Annotated in this window: 19 protein-coding genes; 14 read left to right on the top strand and 5 right to left on the bottom strand. The window is 42.2% G+C overall.

Translation table 11 applies throughout. From position 1 onward, the window contains the following. Positions 1 to 106 precede the first annotated feature (106 nt). From hflX to E4635_RS07345, 7 genes are all read left to right on the top strand, one after another. Positions 107 to 1,336 carry a GTPase HflX gene (hflX, locus tag E4635_RS07375; protein WP_135525987.1) on the top strand — a complete coding sequence of 410 codons (1,230 nt, stop codon included), beginning with the start codon at positions 107 to 109 and terminating at the stop codon, positions 1,334 to 1,336. Between the two features lie 91 nt (positions 1,337 to 1,427). Then, positions 1,428 to 2,114, top strand: a complete 687-nt coding sequence (locus E4635_RS07370; protein ID WP_135525986.1) for an HAD family hydrolase — start codon at positions 1,428 to 1,430, stop codon at positions 2,112 to 2,114. After that, positions 2,114 to 2,737 (top strand): chloramphenicol acetyltransferase, encoded by a 624-nt coding sequence (locus E4635_RS07365; RefSeq protein ID WP_135525985.1) that lies wholly within the window; start codon positions 2,114 to 2,116, stop codon positions 2,735 to 2,737. The genes E4635_RS07370 and E4635_RS07365 overlap by 1 nt, the downstream gene beginning before the upstream one ends. A gap of 90 nt (positions 2,738 to 2,827) precedes the next feature. After that, on the top strand, positions 2,828 to 3,238 hold the full coding sequence (locus E4635_RS07360; protein ID WP_135525984.1) for a BrxA/BrxB family bacilliredoxin: 411 nt from the start codon (positions 2,828 to 2,830) through the stop codon (positions 3,236 to 3,238). An 84-nt stretch (positions 3,239 to 3,322) separates the two neighbouring features. Then, on the top strand, positions 3,323 to 4,057 hold the full coding sequence (locus tag E4635_RS07355; RefSeq protein ID WP_135525983.1) for a lysophospholipid acyltransferase family protein: 735 nt from the start codon (positions 3,323 to 3,325) through the stop codon (positions 4,055 to 4,057). A 4-nt stretch (positions 4,058 to 4,061) separates the two neighbouring features. Continuing rightward, entirely contained in the window at positions 4,062 to 5,051 is a 990-nt protein-coding gene (locus E4635_RS07350) for an acyl-ACP desaturase (protein ID WP_135525982.1), read from the top strand. Between the two features lie 48 nt (positions 5,052 to 5,099). Then, entirely contained in the window at positions 5,100 to 5,744 is a 645-nt protein-coding gene (locus E4635_RS07345; protein WP_169630217.1) for an HD domain-containing protein, read from the top strand. Between the two features lie 30 nt (positions 5,745 to 5,774). Here the strand turns inward: E4635_RS07345 and E4635_RS07340 are convergent, their stop codons facing one another. From E4635_RS07340 to E4635_RS07320, 5 genes are read right to left on the bottom strand one after another with little or no spacing between them, the layout of a single operon-like run. After that, on the bottom strand, positions 5,775 to 6,557 hold the full coding sequence (locus E4635_RS07340) for an enoyl-CoA hydratase/isomerase family protein (protein WP_135525980.1): 783 nt from the start codon (positions 6,555 to 6,557) through the stop codon (positions 5,775 to 5,777). Positions 6,558 to 6,570: 13 nt separating this feature from the next. Continuing rightward, positions 6,571 to 8,046, bottom strand: a complete 1,476-nt coding sequence (locus E4635_RS07335) for a sensor histidine kinase (protein WP_135525979.1) — start codon at positions 8,044 to 8,046, stop codon at positions 6,571 to 6,573. Then, a complete protein-coding gene (locus E4635_RS07330) occupies positions 8,047 to 8,601 on the bottom strand; it encodes a CopD family protein (protein WP_135525978.1) in 555 nt (184 codons plus the stop codon). Between the two features lie 2 nt (positions 8,602 to 8,603). After that, complete coding sequence (hemH, locus tag E4635_RS07325; RefSeq protein WP_135525977.1) at positions 8,604 to 9,620, bottom strand: ferrochelatase; 1,017 nt, start codon at positions 9,618 to 9,620, stop codon at positions 8,604 to 8,606. 52 nt (positions 9,621 to 9,672) lie between these two features. Continuing rightward, positions 9,673 to 10,545: a helix-turn-helix domain-containing protein gene (locus E4635_RS07320; RefSeq protein WP_135525976.1), complete on the bottom strand. Its 873-nt coding sequence runs from the start codon at positions 10,543 to 10,545 to the stop codon at positions 9,673 to 9,675. Between the two features lie 229 nt (positions 10,546 to 10,774). Between E4635_RS07320 and hemA the strand changes: the two genes are divergently transcribed. The 7 genes from hemA to hemF are packed head-to-tail and all read left to right on the top strand — an operon-like array spanning position 10,775 to position 16,507. Further along, positions 10,775 to 12,028 carry a glutamyl-tRNA reductase gene (gene hemA / locus E4635_RS07315; protein ID WP_135525975.1) on the top strand — a complete coding sequence of 418 codons (1,254 nt, stop codon included), beginning with the start codon at positions 10,775 to 10,777 and terminating at the stop codon, positions 12,026 to 12,028. Continuing rightward, positions 12,028 to 12,951, top strand: a complete 924-nt coding sequence (hemC, locus tag E4635_RS07310) for a hydroxymethylbilane synthase (protein WP_169630216.1) — start codon at positions 12,028 to 12,030, stop codon at positions 12,949 to 12,951. The genes hemA and hemC overlap by 1 nt, the downstream gene beginning before the upstream one ends. Continuing rightward, positions 12,951 to 13,619, top strand: coding sequence for a uroporphyrinogen-III synthase (locus tag E4635_RS07305; RefSeq protein WP_135525973.1), 669 nt, complete (start codon positions 12,951 to 12,953; stop codon positions 13,617 to 13,619). Before hemC ends, E4635_RS07305 begins: the two co-directional genes overlap by 1 nt. 25 nt (positions 13,620 to 13,644) lie before the next feature. Continuing rightward, positions 13,645 to 14,670 (top strand): uroporphyrinogen decarboxylase, encoded by a 1,026-nt coding sequence (gene hemE / locus E4635_RS07300; protein WP_135525972.1) that lies wholly within the window; start codon positions 13,645 to 13,647, stop codon positions 14,668 to 14,670. A gap of 10 nt (positions 14,671 to 14,680) precedes the next feature. After that, the gene (locus tag E4635_RS07295; protein ID WP_135525971.1) at positions 14,681 to 15,055 is read left to right on the top strand and encodes a hypothetical protein; all 375 of its coding nucleotides are present in this window, start codon (positions 14,681 to 14,683) and stop codon (positions 15,053 to 15,055) included. A gap of 8 nt (positions 15,056 to 15,063) precedes the next feature. Further along, entirely contained in the window at positions 15,064 to 15,615 is a 552-nt protein-coding gene (locus E4635_RS07290) for a GNAT family N-acetyltransferase (protein WP_135525970.1), read from the top strand. Continuing rightward, the gene (gene hemF, locus E4635_RS07285) at positions 15,605 to 16,507 is read left to right on the top strand and encodes an oxygen-dependent coproporphyrinogen oxidase (RefSeq protein ID WP_135525969.1); all 903 of its coding nucleotides are present in this window, start codon (positions 15,605 to 15,607) and stop codon (positions 16,505 to 16,507) included. Before E4635_RS07290 ends, hemF begins: the two co-directional genes overlap by 11 nt. Positions 16,508 to 16,525: the final 18 nt, after the last annotated feature.

Raw genomic sequence — 16,525 nt, 5'->3', positions numbered from 1 at the left:
AGATTTAAGTCAAAAATGTTCGATTTTTTTCGATGAATTACGTATTAGAGGTAAAGAAAATGCAAAGTTTCGCCACAAATTAGTAGTTTTGTGCTTTATTCACACTATGTTAGAAAAAGAGAAAATAAATTTCGAAAAAACGGTTATTGTAGGAATAATCACCCAAAATCAATCCGAGGAAAAGTTGAAAGAGTATCTGGATGAGCTGGATTTTTTAACATTTACCGCTGGTGGTGAGGTAGTAAAGCGCTTTTCCCAGAAATTAGACAAGCCAAACCCGAAAACTTTCCTCGGAACAGGAAAGATGGAAGAAATCAGTTACTATATTAAGGACAATGGAATTTCAACGGTGATATTTGATGATGAGTTGTCTCCATCCCAACAAAAAAACATTTCCAAAATACTGGATTGCAAAGTTTTGGACAGGACCAATCTCATCCTGGATATTTTCGCCCAAAGAGCGGAAACTTCCTATGCCAGGACACAGGTGGAATTGGCCCAGTGCATTTACCTTTTGCCAAGGCTCTCCGGGATGTGGACACACCTCGAACGCCAAAAAGGAGGTATCGGGTTGCGTGGCCCCGGGGAAACCGAAATTGAAACGGACCGCCGTATTGTCCGGGACAGGATTTCCCTTCTGAAAGATAAGATCAAGACAATCGACAAGCAGCAATCCATCCAGCGCAGCAACCGCGGGGCAATGGTGAGGGTAGCGTTGGTCGGTTACACGAACGTGGGCAAATCGACACTGATGAATGCTATAGGAAAAAGCGATGTTTTTGTAGAAAACAAATTGTTTGCCACTTTAGATACGACTGTCCGCAAAGTCGTGATTAAAAACCTGCCGTTTTTGCTTTCCGATACCGTAGGGTTCATCCGGAAATTACCCACACAATTGGTAGATTCCTTCAAAAGCACGTTAGACGAAGTCCGCGAAGCCGATTTATTGCTTCATGTGGTGGATATTTCGCATCCGGATTTTGAAGACCATATAGAATCTGTCAACAAGATTTTATTGGATATAAAAAGCGCCGATAAACCGACCATCATGGTTTTCAATAAAATTGACGCCTACCGCCACCTGACCATTGACGCCGATGACCTGATTACCGAAAAAACGACCAAACATTATACGTTGGAAGAATGGAAGAACACCTGGATGAGCAATGTAGGTGCCGATAATGCTTTGTTCATCTCGGCCACGCAAAAGGAAAATTTCGAAGAATTCCGTAAGAAGGTGTATGAAGCGGTCCGGGAAATCCACATTACAAGGTTTCCGTATAACAAGTTTTTGTATCCTGATTTCGAAGACGCAATCGAAAAGGAGGACGAGTAGCTTTCAGGAACAATAGATGTAAAATAATTGCTATGGAATTGCTCCGTTTTAACTAATGGCCAATTTCTTTTTTAGACCAATCCGATACAAAATGAATCTAAAAGTTATTGCTTTCGACGCCGATGACACCTTATTTGTCAACGAACCTTATTTTGAGGAAACCGAAAAGAAATTCTGTGGCCTGATGGAAGATTATTTGTCGCATCAGGGGCTATCGCAGGAATTGCTCAGGATTGAAATCCAAAACCTGCCTTTGTACGGTTATGGGATCAAAGGGTATATCCTTTCCATGATTGAAGCGGCCATGAAAATTTCGAACCAGACCATTTCCATAGAAACCATTGAGAAGATCATCGTTTACGGAAAAGAATTGCTCGAAAAACCGATCGAACTGCTCGACGGTGTTGAAGATACGCTCAAAACCCTTCACGGAAAATACAAACTTGTGGTCGCCACAAAAGGAGATTTGAAAGACCAACAGAGCAAATTGCACCGTTCGGGACTTGGCCATTATTTCCATCATATCGAAGTCATGTCCGACAAACAGGAAGTCGATTACCGGAAATTGGTACAGCGCCTGGATATCCTGCCGGAAGAATTCTTCATGATCGGGAATTCCTTAAAATCTGACGTGTTGCCCGTACTTGGCATTGGCGGCCACGCCGTGCACATCCCATTCCATACCACTTGGGCGCACGAAAGGATTGACCATAAAGTAATCCATCCTAATTTCAGGACTTTAGAAAAAATTACAGACATTTTACCCTTCCTATTATAGTGAGAACAAAATTAGACCTTGACAATTGGAATCGGAAAGAACATTTCTTATTCTTCAAACAAATGGAAGAACCCTTTTTCGGGATCACCACTTCCATCGATTGCACCAAAGCTTATGCCAAAGCAAAAGAATCCGGCATTTCCTTTTTTACCTATTACCTGCATGCCACATTAAGCGCAGTAAATGCCATTGAGAGTTTCAGGTACCGGATTGTGGAAGGTGAGGTATTTATCTATGACCAGGTCGATGCGTCCGCTACCATCATGAGGGATGATCAGACTTTCGGGTTTTCCTACATGCCTTACTCACCCGATATAACTATTTTTGCCAAAACAACAGCAGAAGAAATCCAGCGGATCCAAAACACTCCCGGGCTCATCACGCGGGGCTTTGGCATCAACCTAATCCATTTTTCCTCTTTGCCTTGGGTAAATTTCACTTCGCTCTCCCATGGCAGGAGCTTTACTTTTCCGGATAGCTGCCCGAAAATTTCCTTTGGGAAAATGATGGAAGAAAACGGAAAAAAAACAATGGCAATGTCCGTACATGCACACCATGCCTTGCTAGACGGTTACCATGTAGGCCAATTTGTAGACCTTCTCCAAAGCCTGATGGATTCGTAAAGCGGCCTTTCGTTAAAATCCTATTAATCCCGATACAGTTAGAAGAGAATCTTTGTAACTTTGCATCACTAAACTTTAGAAATTAAAATTATGTATCCAGAAGAAATGGTTAAACCAATGCGTGCTGAATTATCAGATGCGGGTTTTCAAGATTTATATAGCGCTGATGCAGTAGAGAATGCTATCGCAAAAGAAGGAACAACTTTAGTAGTGGTAAATTCAGTATGTGGCTGTGCGGCAAGAAATGCCCGCCCGGGAGCAAAAATGAGTTTGGAAGGAGCTAAAAGACCGGATCACTTAGTGGCTGTTTTTGCCGGTGTCGATAAAGAAGCGGTAGATGCTGCCCGCCAGCACATGTTCCCTTTTCCTCCATCATCGCCAAGCATGGCTTTGTTTAAAAACGGGGAGTTGGTGCATATGCTAGAACGCCATCATATTGAGGGCCGTCCGGCAGAACTAATCGCGGAAAACCTTCAAGACGCTTTCAACGAATTTTGCTAATTTTGAAAGATTAAAAATAGAAGCCACGTTTTTGCGTGGTTTTTTTTATTTAATGCCTTATCTTTGTATAAAATACCTTTTTAAATGCAAAAAATAATGTCATACCCAATATCGATCGTTTATTACATCGCTTTTGGATTATGTTTGTTGATTTTTCATCCAATACAATGGGTTTGTTTGAATGTATTCGGCTATCAGGCACACAAGAAAAGTGTAGATTACCTGAATTTTTTCCTGGCAAAATGCACTGCTATTTTAGGCACGACATACCGTTTCAAAAATGTAAACCTGGTTCCGGAAAACGTACCGGTCATTTTTGTAGCCAACCATCAGAGTTTGTATGATATTATTGGGATTATTTGGTATTTAAGACGTTCTCATCCAAAATTTGTCAGCAAAAAAGAACTGGGAAGAGGCATTCCGAGCGTTTCCTACAATTTGCGGCACGGCGGATCTGTACTTATTGACAGGAAAGATCCCAAACAGGCCTTGCCGGTTATAAAAGGCCTGGCGGAATATATTGAAAAGACCAACCGTTCCGCGGTGATTTTCCCGGAAGGGACGCGAAGCAAAAACGGCGTACCGAAACGATTTTCGGAAAGCGGATTGAAAATTCTGTGCAAATATGCCCCATCGGCTTATATTGTACCGATTTCTATAAACAACTCATGGAAAATGGTCCGTTATGGCACATTTCCAATGGGTTTGGGCAACAAATTACAATTCACCATTCATGAGCCTATAGCCGTGAAGGATTATTCATTCCCTGAAATAATGGAAAAAACTGAAAATGCAGTGGTTCAAGGGATAAAAAATTAAAATTATGTCAGCACAAAACGTACGTCTGGAAGTCATGCAGCTTCTGGAAAAAGATATCGATACTTTCGTTGAAAACTATCTGATTCCCGTTGAAAAAATATGGCAGCCGTCAGATTTATTACCGGATTCCGAAAAAGATACTTTTTTTGAAGACGTAAAAGAACTCCGAGAAATTGCCAAAGAACTCCCTTATGATTTTTGGGTTGTCCTTGTTGGCGATACCATTACCGAAGAAGCCTTGCCTACTTACGAATCCTGGCTAATGGATGTGGAAGGGGTTTCACAAAAACCGGACAACGGCTGGTCAAGATGGCTTCGGCACTGGACCGGGGAAGAAAACCGCCACGGGGATCTCCTCAATAAATACCTGTACTTGTCGGGCCGTGTCAATATGCGTGAAATGGAAATCACCACCCAATACTTAATCAACGACGGTTTTGATCCGGGAACCGATAGAGATCCTTACAAAAATTTTGTCTTTACCAGTTTCCAGGAATTGGCTACTTACGTTTCGCACAACCGTGTGGCCCAATTGGCTAAAAAATTCGGGGACCACAAATTATCCAAAATATGCCGTTTAATCGCCGGGGACGAAATGCGCCACCACCATGCCTACAGCGAATTTGTAGAACGTATCTTTAAAGTAGATCCAAGCGAGATGATGCTTTCCTTCCAATATATGATGAAGCAAAAAATCACGATGCCCGCCCACCTGATCCGCGAATCGGGAGAGAGTATAGGACTGGCCTTCGAAAAATTTTCAGAATCGGCGCAACGCATTGGTGTGTATACAGCAATGGATTATGTTGATATCCTTCAAAAACTGATCAACCGCTGGGAAATCGACAAAATTTCAAACCTGACCGACGAAGCCGAAAAAGCACGTGACTATCTGATGAAATTACCGGCAAGGATGACAAGAGTAGCCGAACGGATGATTGTCCCGGCCGAAGAAAAATTATTCAAATGGGTCCAGCCCGCTTTAGTAAAATAACAACTCAAATCCTTTCCTTCCGAAAGGATTTTTTTAACCGAAATAGTGATGAGCATTATAGAGAATACCATACATTTTGTAAAAAAACAACTGGAAAATGCCGAAGGAGGCCATGATTGGTTCCACATAGAACGCGTCTATAAAAATGCCCTTTTAATTGCCGAAGGAGAAAACTGCGACATAACCGTAGTGGCCTTAGGTGCTTTGCTCCATGATATCGCGGACAGTAAATTCCATGACGGTGACGAAACCATTGGCCCCAAAACGGCCCGGGATTTCCTTCAAACGCAAAATGCCGATGAAAAAACCATTGCGCATGTGGTTGGCATTATTGAAAATATTTCGTTCAAAGGTGGCAATTTTGAAAGGAAATTCAATTCCAAAGAGCTGGAAATTGTTCAGGATGCCGATCGTTTGGATGCTATTGGCGCCATAGGAATTGCCAGGACTTTCAATTATGGCGGGTTCAAAAACAGGCCTTTATACGATCCTCGAATCGAACCGAAACTGAACATGGATAAAGAAGAGTACAAGAACAACAATTCACCTACGTTGAATCATTTTTACGAAAAGCTTTTACTCTTAAAGGACAAAATGAACACCGTAAGCGGCAAGAAAATCGCTTTGGAAAGACACCAGTACATGGAAAATTTCCTGACCCAATTTTACGCCGAATGGAATGGGGAAAAATAAAAAGAGAGCAATTAAGCTCTCTTTTTTTATTTAGTTTCCGGTAAACTCCGCTTTTCTTTTTTCCAAAAAAGCAGTGGTCCCTTCCTTGAAATCCTGTGTGGCGAAACATTCCCCAAATGTCCTGATTTCGGTGTGGTAACCGTTTACTCCATCTTTGAATCCGGCATTTACCGATTCGATGGCTTTGGAAATAGCCACCGGTGAATTCTTCATGATCTTATTGGCCAATTGCTGGTACGTTGCATACAAATCCGCTTGCGGTACCACATGGTTGACCAATCCTGTCCTGTAAGCATCTTCGGCAGTAATCATCCCTGCTGTCATGATCATTTCCATAGCGCGTCCTTTTCCTACTAGTTGAGCCAGACGTTGGGTGCCTCCATAACCCGGGATCACTCCTAAAGAGGTTTCCGGCAATCCCATTTTGGCATTATCCGATGCGATCCTGAAATGGCACGACATAGCCAGTTCCAATCCTCCGCCAAGCGCAAATCCGTTAATGGCCGCAATAACCGGTGTTTTTAGGTTTTCTACAAAATCGAATAATAACTCCTGTCCTTTTGCCGCCAACAAAGCACCTTCTTTAGCTGAAAAATGGGCAAACTCCGAAATATCGGCTCCGGCCACAAACGCCTTTTCCCCGCTTCCCGTCAGGATAATGACTTTAACTTCCGGATTGGCATCAATCATTTTCAATGTATCGTGCAGTTCCTGGATTGTCGCTTTGTTTAAAGCATTCAATTTTTCAGGCCGGTTGATAAAAATAGTCGCGATCCCTTTTTCGTGCTCTAAGATTATATTTTCTAATGCCATAGTTTGTGTGTTTTTATTTGTTTATGATCGGTAGGGAAACTTTAAAAGTGGTCCCTTTCCTTATTTTAGATTCAAAAGTAATTGTTCCGTTGTAATTTTCAATAATATTTTTGATAATTGCCAAGCCCAAGCCCATCCCGCTGGATTTTGTGGTGAATTTCGGTTCAAAAATCCGGTCAAAATCTTCTTTCGCGATTCCTTTCCCGTTGTCTTTTACCAAAATTATGGCATTATTGGCTTCTTTCTTAACAATCACCTGGATATTTTTCTCCGGTTGTTCTTCCGGGATGGCCTGGATGGCGTTTTTGACTAAATTGGTAATGATCCGGATAAGCTGTGTACGGTCAATTTTGGTTATGATTTCCGTTGTTTCCGAAGAAAATCGGATACATTCTTCGTTGAAAATATCCAATGCCAACTGAACGACATCTACCACATTCAAAGTCTCATTTTGTTGGGCCGGCATCGAAGCAAAATTCGAAAAGGCCGATGCCACGGCGCTCATCGTATCGATTTGCTGGATGAGGGTTTTGGAATAATCGTTGAGTTTCTGGTTCACGTTCGGATCGTTCGGATCGAATTTCCGCTGAAAACTCTGCACCGTCAAACGCATCGGGGTTAACGGGTTTTTGATCTCGTGCGCTACTTGTTTGGCCATTTCACGCCAGGCTTCTTCCCTTTCGCTCTGCGCTAATTTGTTGGCACTTTCCTCCAGCTCGTCAATCATATTATTATAGGACTGCACCAGCCTGTCAATCTCGTAACTGTTACTGACCAATTCTATTTTTTTGTTTTTCTCCGTCAAACTGGTTTCGGTCAGCCTATTGGAAATGGTTTCCAAAGACTTTGTGATATACCGTGACAAATAATACGCCAGCAGGATCGAAATCCCAAACATTCCAAAATAGACAATGGCAAAAATGGAAAGGAAATTCTGCAATTCGTTTTTATAAAAAGAATCGTCTTCCGGATACGGCAGGTTGATAATCCCGATGGGTTTCCCTTCCACATAATCCAAAAGGTAACTGTACGAAGAACGGAATGTCTTGCCTTGGTTCTCGCTGATGCTTACGTATCTTTTTTCTTTGGAAAATTTAACCTTATCGATAATATACTGCGGCAGGTTGGGTGAAATTTGCCCTTTGATCATGGGTGCTTTGGAATTGATCAGCAACCTTCCGTTCAGGTCGTAAATACTGATTTCCAGGTTGTGGATGTTGGCGATCTCAAAGATTTTATACCGGAATATCGACGGGATGTTTTGTGTAATCAGCGGGTGCGGCGTGGTTGCCATGACATAATTGATATGTTCCTTTATTTGGTATTCTTTGTGGTCCAGCCTTTCCTGATGGTACACCTGGCTTTCATTTTTGAACTGTATGATCGATACCGAAGCAATAAGTATGGAGGCGATGAGCGTAATGAAAATCATCGAAAGGAAAATCCTAACCCTGAGCGACCAATGTTTTATTGAAAAAATACTATTCATCTATTGCTTCCTTTCGCGGATGTTTTTGTAAAATTTATACCCCAGCATAATCAAAACCGAAAATAAAATAATGCCCACAACCCCATAAATCCAATTCAGGGCATCTTTTAAAATCACCAGGAAAACAACGGCAAAAAGGATAATTGTCGCGCCTTCATTCCATAGCCTGAAAAACCCGGAGGTATGTTTCACTTCACCGCGTTGCAGTTGCTTGAAAATCTGGTGGCATTTCCAATGATACAAATACAACACAAAAACGAAGCCAAGTTTTACATGCATCCACGGCATTTGCAGCCAGGAATTGCCCAAATGGGTCCCAAAAAGCATTAAAAAGGCAAAAGTACTCGCCAAAACGGCGCTCGGCCAGGTAATGATATACCACAAACGATAACTCATCAATTGGTATTGTTTGATTAAAATGCTTTGCTCGGGTTCCGGTTTTGCTTTGGCTTCAGCATGGTAGACAAATAACCTGACGATATAAAAAAGCCCGGCAAACCAAGTGATCACAAAAATCAAATGCAACGATTTCAGGTAATTGTAATAGGCGTCCATAGTTATTTTTTACTCCATTCGTTAATCCAGTTGCTGATGGTTTGTACCCAGGCATCGCTATCGTTCAGGCAAGGGATGGCCAAAAAGTTCTCGCCTCCGTGTTCCTTAAACTGATGATTGGCTTCCATAGCAATCTCTTCTAATGTTTCCAAGCAATCTGCCACAAAAGCCGGTGTTACGACCGCTAGGTTTTTAATCCCTTTTTCCGGCATTTTATTAATTTCAATGTCCGTGTAAGGCTCCAGCCATTTGTCTCCCGCCAATCGCGACTGGAATGTCTGGCTGTATTTTTCTTTCGGTATCCCTAAAATCTCCACTACCTGCCTTGTGGTTTCAAAACATTGATGGCGGTAACAGAATTCATGGGCCGGTGATGGTGTATGGCAGCACGATCCGTCAATCTTGCAATGCGATTTGGTGATGTCGGTTTTACGGACATGGCGCTCCGGAATCCCGTGGTATGAAAACAACAGGTGGTCGTATTGAAATCCTTCCAGATGGTTTTTGATGGAATCGGCCAGGTTTTGGATATAATCCTTTTTGTTATAGAATGCCGGTACAATGGTAAATTTCATGTGTGGGAAATGCTTCTTGCGAAGTTCCTCGGCCAACACCAAAATAGTAGTGGTAGAAGCCATGGCGTGTTGCGGGTACAACGGGAAAAGCAGTACTTCGTTTACGCCTTTATCGTGCAGTTCCTGCAGTCCGGACAAAATACTCGGCTCTCCGTAACGCATCGCCAAAGACACCGGGATATCTGTTAATTGCCGCACTTTCTCGTGGGTTCTTTTTGAAAGGACAATAAGAGGCGATCCTTCTTCCCACCAGATTTTTTTATAGGCCGCTGCCGATTTTTCCGGCCTTTTCCTCAAAATAATGCCCCGGACCAATAAAGCCCTTAATAAAAAAGGGACATCTATTACGTACCTGTCCATTAAAAATTCATCTAAATAAGGCTTTACATCTTTAGCGTCAGGGCTTTTTGGCGAACCTAAATTAACTAATAATACTCCTTTCATTCTTGTGTTGGTATTTTATAAAAGTAACAAATCTTTATCTTTAAACTCTTTTTTAGGTATTGGGATTGATGGACATCAGGTATTTTTTCGGTGTGGTCGCAAATTTCTTTTTGAAAGCCGTGATGAAATGGCTCCCAGTGCTGTAACCGATTTTGAGCCCTACCTCATTTACATTATAGGAACCGCTGTCCAGCAATTTGCGGGCGTATTCCATTTTATGATCGAAAAGAAAACCGTACACCGTGTCTCCATAAATCTGTTTGAAACCCATTTTAAGTTTTTTCAAATTAAGCCCTACCTGGTCCGCCAGTTCCTGTAATCCTGGAGGTTCAGCCATATTGGCGATGATAATTTCCTTGGCTTTCTTTATTTTCAATACATTTTCCTCATCAATCAAAAAAGGGCATTGTTCGGCATTCGGGTCTTCGGAACGGTTAAAAAACAAACTCAGCAGTTCGTATCCTTTTCCTTTATAATATAGATTTTTCAGCGACTGGTTCAGGTTGTAATGGAACATCTGGTTCAGGACAATGGCCATCGACGGGCTGATATTTTCCTCTCCGTAATATTTTTTGTCCCGGTTGGCATCACTCAAAAAAGGCACATGCTCGACATCGGCAGAAAACAGGCCGTGGAATTTTTTAATGGAAACCAAAATTGAAATCACCCAGGACCTCGGCTCGAGTTTCAAGTTGAGCGGCAATTCCTTTTCGGGGTTGTAAAACAAGAGCGATTTCTCTTCCTTAAGGTCCAGGTTGTAATTTCCCTGGTTGAAAATGAATTTCGCACTGCCCTTCAAACCAAAGTGAAATTGGATCAGCCCTGTTTTTACCTGACGTTCAACACTCAGTATTTCGTCCGAATCATTTTGAAACCGTATCAAAATGAAATCTTCTTCGATTTTAATCTCTTCCTGAGAACCCATAGCGGTATTTTTTCGTATATACTTTGAAGCAACCTGAAAAATATTATTTAGAATTATTCTAAACAAATAGCTACTAAAGCATTGATTTTAGTGCAAATTTAAAATAAATTACGTTGTGAAGGTGTTTTTGGTTTAAAATATCTCTGAGCGATATAAAAAGTCCCTCCAGCGTTATTTTTATACTAGCGATAGTGATAATTTTGTCAAACTTACTTGAAAAGTAAACTACATGGAAAATAATAACTTATCAAAGCATCAAACTTTTTACTCTATTGGTTTGAGTTACAAGAAAGCCGATGCAGAAGTTAGAGGGAAATTCAGTTTAAGCGATGTGGCCAAAACCAATCTTTTGCTCCAGGCGAAAGAAGAAGCGATTGACAACCTGATCGTAACATCTACCTGCAACAGGACCGAAATTTACGGTTTTGCGCAGCATCCCTTCCAATTGATCAAATTACTTTGCGAAAACAGCCAGGGAACCGTTGAAGAGTTCCAGAAAGTGGCACACGTTTATAAAAATTACGAAGCGATCTCGCACCTGTTCAAGGTTGGGACTGGTTTGGACAGCCAGATTTTGGGGGATTTCGAAATCATCTCACAAATAAAAACCAGTTTCGCGCAATCAAAATCATTAGGTTTGGCCAATGCTTTTATGGAAAGATTGGTAAATGCCGTTATCCAGGCCAGCAAAAAAATCAAGACCGATACCGAAATTTCCTCAGGAGCCACTTCGGTTTCTTTTGCCTCCGTACAATATATCATGAGGAATGTGGAAAACATCGGAGACAAAAACATCCTGCTTTTCGGAACGGGGAAAATTGGCCGCAATACCTGCGAAAATTTAGTAAAACATTCTAAAAACGAGCACATTACCCTAATTAACCGAACCAAGGACAAAGCGGAAAAATTAGCCGGGAAATTAAACCTGATCGTCAAGGATTACGCAGACCTGCAAACCGAAGTACAACAGGCTGATGTTTTGGTCGTGGCCACCGGGGCACAAAACCCTACCATTGACAAAGCCATCTTGAACCTAAAGAAACCCATCCTGATTTTAGACCTGTCGATTCCTAAAAACGTCCACGAAAATGTTACGGAACTGGAAAATGTTACGCTGGTACACCTGGATGATTTGTCCCAGATTACTGACGAAACCCTGGAGAACAGGAAACAGCATATCCCGGCAGCCGAAAGCATCATTGAGGAAATAAAAGATGAGTTCATTACCTGGATGAACGGCCGCAAATACGCCCCGACCATCCATGCTTTAAAAGCCAAGCTAAACAATATCAAGGAAACGGAACTTAATTTTCAGCGAAAAAAACTATCCAATTTCGATGAAGAGCAAGCCGAACTGATCAGCAACCGCATCATACAGAAAATAACCAATCATTTCGCCAACCACCTCAAGGATGATAATACTATGGTGGATGAAAGCATCGATTGGATTGAAAAAGTTTTTCAGATAGAAACTGCCAAATAATGTCAAAAACAATTCGTATTGGAACCCGTGACAGCGAACTCGCCCTTTGGCAAGCGCATACCGTGGAGAAACAACTCAACGATTTAGGCTATACCACCGAAATCATCGCTGTAAAATCGACAGGTGACATCCTTCTCGACAAACCTTTGTATGAATTGGGCATTACCGGTATTTTTACCAAAACGCTAGACATGGCCATGCTTTCGGGGCAAATAGACATCGCAGTCCATTCTATGAAAGATGTCCCTACTGCTTTACCGAAAGGAATCGTGCAGGCTGCCGTTTTAAAAAGGGCAAATGTCCTGGATATTTTAGTCCACAAAGGCGATCTGAATTTCCTGGAAAAAGAATCGACCATTGCCACCGGAAGTTTACGACGCCAGGCACAATGGCTCAGCAAATACCCGAACCATACTGTTGTGGACCTGCGCGGAAACGTCAATACCCGCATGCAGAAACTAAAAGACAGCCAATGGGGCGGAGCTGTTTTTGCCGCTGCCGGTTTGGAACGCATCAACCTGAAACCTGCTACATTTATCAACCTGGATTGGATGGTTCCGGCCCCTGCCCAGGGAGCAATGATGGTAGTGGCCATGGAAAACGACGACTTTTCACAGGAGGCATTATACCATCTTAACGATATCGAAACCGAAATCTGCACCCATATTGAACGACAGTTCTTAAGGACTCTTGAAGGTGGTTGTACTGCGCCTATCGGTGCTATTGCCAAACACAATGAGCATGATGATACGCTGTATTTCAAAGGAATCCTTTTATCGGTTGACGGAAAAGAAAAAATCGAGATCGAAAGGACTGTTCCAATTGAAGAATGGAAGAAACTAGGCTATACACTGGCTCAGGAAATCCTGGAAAACGGAGGTTCGGAACTCATGGCAAATATTAAAAAAACACTGCAGAAATAATGCAAAACCAAATCCGTATAGTATCAACAAAGAAACTTCTGAGCAACCAGAAGCAGTATTTATTGAATGCGGATTTCAATGTCATTGAAGCGGATTTCATCAAGACCCATAACAAGCCTTTTGACCTGAACCACATCAATAACAACCTGATTTTTACCAGCCAGAATGCTGTTTTGAGTGTTTTAGAACATGAAAAAGCAGATCAGCTAAAATCAAAAAACGCATTCTGTGTCGGTCTGAAAACCAAAGAGCTTCTCGAGAAAAACGGCTTCAATGTAATGGCCTATACCGGTTATGCACAAGATCTGGCGGAAATTATTGCTTTGGTCTATACTGAAGAAAGCTATACTTTTTTTAGCGGAAACCTGCGCCGGGACACGTTGCCGGATGCTTTAAAAAGAGCCCATATACAATACAACGAAATCACCGTTTACGAAACCCTGCTGACGCCTCAGAAAATAAACGCCAAAGCCGACGGCATACTGTTTTTCAGCCCGTCAGCGGTAGAAAGTTTCCTAAAAGAGAATACCATCAAAAACGAGATCTGCTTCTGCATTGGCAACACCACCGCCGAAGCTTTGGAAACCAATAAAATCAAAAACATAGTAATTGCAAATCAGCCCACGGTTGAAAACACAATTATCCAATGCCTGAACGAATTCAAATAACAACTTTGCAGTTATACTAAAACAAATGATCAAAAACGACCTTTTCTTACGTGCCTTAAATAACGAAACAGTAACCCGGCCACCAGTCTGGATGATGCGCCAGGCGGGACGATACCTACCTGAATTTATCGCTTTACGTGATAAATACGATTTTTTCACCCGTTGCCAGACCCCGGAATTAGCAGCTGAAATTACAGTACAGCCCATCCGCAGGATCGCTCCGGATGCCGCCATCCTGTTCTCGGATATTTTAGTGGTACCGCAAGCGATGGGAATCGAGGTTTTGATGAAAGAAAACATCGGGCCTTTCCTTCCCAACCCTATCAGGACAACACAAGATGTGGAAAAAGTCATTGTACCGGATATCCAGGAAACGTTGGGATATGTTATGGATGCCATCAAATTGACCAAAGAAATGCTCAATGACGAAGTGCCCCTGATTGGTTTTGCAGGTTCTCCCTGGACGATTTTCTGTTATGCTGTGGAAGGAAGAGGTTCAAAAAGTTTCGATACTGCCAAAGGATTCTGTTTTTCCAATCCTGTGGCCGCCCATACCCTATTGCAGAAAATTACCGATACGACGATTTTATACCTGAAAGAAAAAGTGAAAGCCGGTGTCAATGCCGTTCAGATCTTCGATTCATGGGGCGGTATGCTTTCCCCGGTTGATTATCAGGAATTTTCATGGAAATATATCAACCAGATCGTTGAGGCATTGGCCGATGAAACGAAAGTCATTGTTTTTGGAAAAGGATGCTGGTTCGCCCTGGGTGAAATGTCTAAAAGCAAAGCTTCTGCCCTTGGCGTGGATTGGACTTGTTCAGCCAGGAATGCCCGTTACCTGTCCGGTGGGAAAATAACCCTGCAAGGGAATTTTGATCCGTCTAGGTTATTGTCTCCAATCCCGACCATCAAAAAAATGGTCCATGAAATGATTGACGAATTCGGGAAAGACAGTTACATCGTAAACCTGGGCCACGGAATTTTACCGAATATCCCGGTAGATCATGCCAAAGCATTTATCGATGCGGTAAAAGAATACCAACAATAAGAAAACAGTCATGCTCAATAAAGGATTAAAAGACAAGGAAAGCACCCGGATTGACAATGTTTTGAAAACGTTGCTTCCCCTTGTTTTTGTTCCTGAACCCCTGACGGGAAAAAGCCAGTCCGATATCGAAGGCCAATTGGGGCTTTTGGGGCTGACCACCAAGGATATTGCCAATTTCAGTCCTGAAGCGCTGACAGCTCATCTTATCGCATGCCACCTGGATTGGGGCCATTTGGAAAAATTTGCCGATTTCCTGCTCCAGTTTTCCCATAAAACTGCTTTTAACGTATCGGAAAAAGGAATTTACCTTTACCATTACATCCAACGGGAAAGCAAGAGTTTTTCGTTTGAAATTCATCATAAATTAACTGCAGCTACAAAATAAAGACCGCAATGGATTCCATAAATTGGGAAATAAATACGATTGAAAGCATTCTCCCGGAAGAGTTTTACAACCTGGTACAAACCAATAAAAACCATATTGAAAAAACGTTCCCGGTAACCCTTTCAAACTGCCTCGACCTGGAAAAAACAATTGCCTTTATTGAAACGAATATTGAAAAAGAAAAAAACAAGGCCGGCTATTATTTCTATCTCCGGAATTCGGAAACACAACAACTGATGGGATATGTTTGCATCAAGAATATCGATTATGGTATTTCCAAATGCGAACTGGCCTATTTCATCGATAAGCATTTTGAAGGCAAAGGCATTATTTCCAAGGTTGTCGCCCAGACTATCGCTTTCTGTTTTAATGATTTGAAAATGAACAAAGTTTTTATCTGCACTTCCAAAATCAATCAAGCCAGCCAGCAGGTTGCTTTGAAAAACGGTTTCCGGCAAGAAGGTATTTTACGGGAAGAATTCAAAAACGGAGCTGGGATCCTGGAAGACGTTGTTTATTTTGGCCTGCTCAAATCAGATTATGACCGCAATGAAAAATAAATTCTACACATACATACAAAACTTACAAGACACGATAACCTCAGGGCTGGAAGCTGCTGACGGCACCGCCAAATTTAAGGAAGACCTTTGGGAACGTCCGGAAGGCGGCGGCGGAAGGACACGTGTTATGGAAAACGGAGCCGTTTTTGAAAAAGGCGGCGTCAATATTTCAGCCGTACACGGGAAACTGCCCGAAGCGATGCAAGCTTATTTTAATGTAGGCGATGTCGATTTTTTTGCCTGCGGGCTAAGTTTGGTCATCCATCCCAAAAACCCTATGGTGCCTACCGTCCATGCAAACTGGCGTTATTTCGAAATGTATGATGCAGCCGGAAACACCATCAATTCCTGGTTTGGTGGCGGACAGGACCTAACGCCTTATTATCTGTTTGAAGAAGATGCAGTCCATTTCCATCAAACCTGTAAAAAAGCCTGCGACAAGCACGATCCCGAATTCTATCCAAAATTTAAAAAACAATGCGATGCGTATTTCTGGAATGCCCACCGCAATGAAGCAAGAGGTATCGGCGGTTTGTTTTTCGATCATTGCAAAGCAACGGATAGCCACTCTATGGAAAACTGGTTTGGTTTCGTTTCCGAAGTGGGCAATAGTTTCCTGGAAGCGTATGTGCCTATTGTGGAAAAAAGGAAAAACCTTCCTTACACTGCTCAAAACAGGAATTGGCAGGAAATCCGCCGTGGCCGTTATGTAGAATTCAACCTGGTTCATGACAAAGGCACATTATTCGGATTGAAAACCAATGGCCGGATCGAAAGCATATTGATGAGTCTGCCGCCGCATGTGCAATGGATATACGACCATCATCCTGAAAAAGGCAGCGAAGAAGAAAAATTAATTAACGTCCTGGCAAATCCCAAAAACTGGATTTAGGCCGGACAATACTAAAAG

Source organism: Flavobacterium humi, assembly GCF_004745595.1.
GTDB classification, from domain to species: Bacteria; Bacteroidota; Bacteroidia; order Flavobacteriales; family Flavobacteriaceae; genus Flavobacterium; species Flavobacterium humi.
The sequence above is the reverse complement of the archived record's forward strand: the minus strand, read 5'-3'. Positions and strand labels throughout refer to the sequence as shown.